At 50.4% G+C, this 2,331-nt stretch carries 1 protein-coding gene; it reads right to left on the bottom strand.

Annotation, left to right across the window (positions count from 1 at the left end; all coding sequences use genetic code 11):
• Nucleotides 1-270: 270 nt before the first annotated feature.
• Nucleotides 271-1,182, bottom strand: coding sequence for a glutamate formimidoyltransferase (gene ftcD, locus QP860_RS10430; protein ID WP_070620074.1), 912 nt, complete (start codon nucleotides 1,180-1,182; stop codon nucleotides 271-273).
• Nucleotides 1,183-2,331: the final 1,149 nt, after the last annotated feature.

Raw genomic sequence — 2,331 nt, 5'->3', positions numbered from 1 at the left:
GAAGGCTGGAGGCCTTCGACAGCCTTTTGCGAAGAGGAGCCCTTTCTGCATCCTCGAACCCGACTATAGGGTGCGAGCAAGAGCACTTAGCTTTCGAGAGCCCTGAAAGCAAATAGCAACCGCCGATTTGTGCTCAAGAACTCTGAGCGCAGCTAGCAGATAACCCCACCACAATTTGATCAGTACCATTAAAAATAAAAAACGTATCCCCAGTTTCCGCTTGATCTAGTTCCTAGGTCTCCAAGCACTGGAAGGATACGTTTTTTTATTTTAGTCTGCTTTAGCCTGGCGAAGTTTTTCTTCGAGGACCTGGGCTTTCGGATCGAAGTCAGCTAATTGGAGATAATAGGCTGCACTGCTATAAAGGGCCTGGGCTGGGGCTAGGCCAATCAACTCCGTTTCAAGTACAGCCACCCCATAGCGGGCTGCTTCCATGCGGACCGTTTCTAGGATCCGATAGAGGGGCAGGCTGTCCAAGTCCAAGATATTCATGGAGACTTGAACCAAGTCGCGGTCAGTTAGGGCCATACCCAAAGCCTGACAGGCAGGAAAGCCGCCACTCGAACCCCGGACTTTTTTAGCAATCGCCTTAGCCACTTCCAAACGATCCGTGGCTAGGTTCACGTTGAAAGCGACCATAGCTGGACGCGCACCCACAGCAGTCATCCCTGCGCTAGGATGTGGGGCTTGGGGGCCGTAGTCTACCTGCCAAGCCGGGTCAGCGAGCTTATCAGCCAAGCCTTCGAAGCCTCCCCGGCGGATATCAGCCACCCGGCGGCGGGAAGGCTGGCTAGCTGCCTCTCCATAGAGCATCACTGGCAAGTCAAAGTCAGCTGCTAGACGCTCAGCCAGGGCTTCGGCCATCCGACACGCCTGGTCCATAGTGGTCTGGCCCAGGGGAATGAAGGGACAAACATCCAAGGCTCCCATGCGCGGGTGCTCACCCTGGTGCTGGGTGAGATCAATCTTCTCCACTGCGACAGTCGTCATCTTGATCAGTGCTTCGATCAATTGGGGGCCCGTCCCCATTAAGGTAAAGACGGACCGGTGGTGGTCAACGTCAGCTGAATAATCGAGCAGGACTACCCCCGCTACTGACCTGGCCTCTTGAGCGAGGGCCTCCACCACTTCCTGGTCACGCCCCTCAGAAAAATTTGGCACCGCTTCAAACAAGTCTCCCATAATCTGCCACCCTTTCTTGTGATTTCCCTCACTTTACCATAAAGCGATGGAAAAAGCTGGCTGGGAGCTTCAAAGCTTAGCCAAGATCATTCACTGCATATTTTAGGGAGTTGACTGCAAGTTCATAAGGTTCACGATTAGAGCTATCACCTGCAATCTGCTCTAACTCAATGCGCAATTAAGGCAGTTAGCTGCATGGCACCATCATTCGCTTCATGTTTTTGGGGATTGACTGCAAGCTGATAAAATTCACGATCACAGCTATCAAGTGCAAGTTATCCTAACTCAATGCACAATTTAGCCTCTTGACTGCACGCCACCACCATTCACTGTGGATTTAGCAGTTTTGACTGCAAGATATACCGACAAAAGAAGTCTGGAGCCACTAGAATAATTTTTATTCCAATAGCTCCAGACTTAAATATTTTTCACATGCAACCTATACCCGAATTTGCCATGTCAAGCCACACTCTGAGACCCTGATTGTGTGTTAGGCATCGTCAATCCACACTCAAAGGACTTGCTTGGGTGTCGGACACTGTCAACCCACAATCGCAGACTCTACTTGGGTGCTAGACGTCGTTAACCCACACTCAGAGGCTTTACTTGGGTGTCGAGCATCGTCAACCCACAATCGGAAGCTTTGATTGCGTGTTGGGGATTTAACCAAGATTAAACATTAAGGCCCAAACGCCAAGTCTCACGCCCTATAGTCGGGTTCGATCGCGCAGAAGTGGCTCCTCTTCACAAAGATCCTTCGAAGGCTTACAGCCTTCTATGGCTCTTTGCTCCAGAGGTCCACTTCTACCCGCGCTCCCTCACACCCTTATTTAGTCGGGTTCGACTTGGCAGGCTTGGAGTGATTTCACAAGTAAGGAACGAGCGAATGATTCGCTCTTATCCTTACTTGCTCCAATCATCCAAGCCTAAACGCCAAGTCTCACACCCTTATTTAGTTGGGTTCGCAGTTGCAGAAAGGGCTCCTCTTCACAAAGATCCTTCGAAGGCTTGCAGCCGTCTCTGGCATTTTACTCCAGAGCTCCCTTTCTCCCGCATCCTCTCACACCCTTGTTTCCTACGATTAGTCAAGTATAAATTGGTATAAAGTTGCTAAAGTATACGAGGCAATATTTAGTAGACTGATTTTTG

It is taken from the genome of Aerococcus sp. UMB1112A, assembly GCF_030230715.1.
In the GTDB taxonomy this organism is placed as follows: domain Bacteria; phylum Bacillota; class Bacilli; order Lactobacillales; family Aerococcaceae; genus Aerococcus.
Note: the sequence above shows the minus strand (reverse complement) of the source record. Positions and strands in the feature narration are given on the sequence as shown.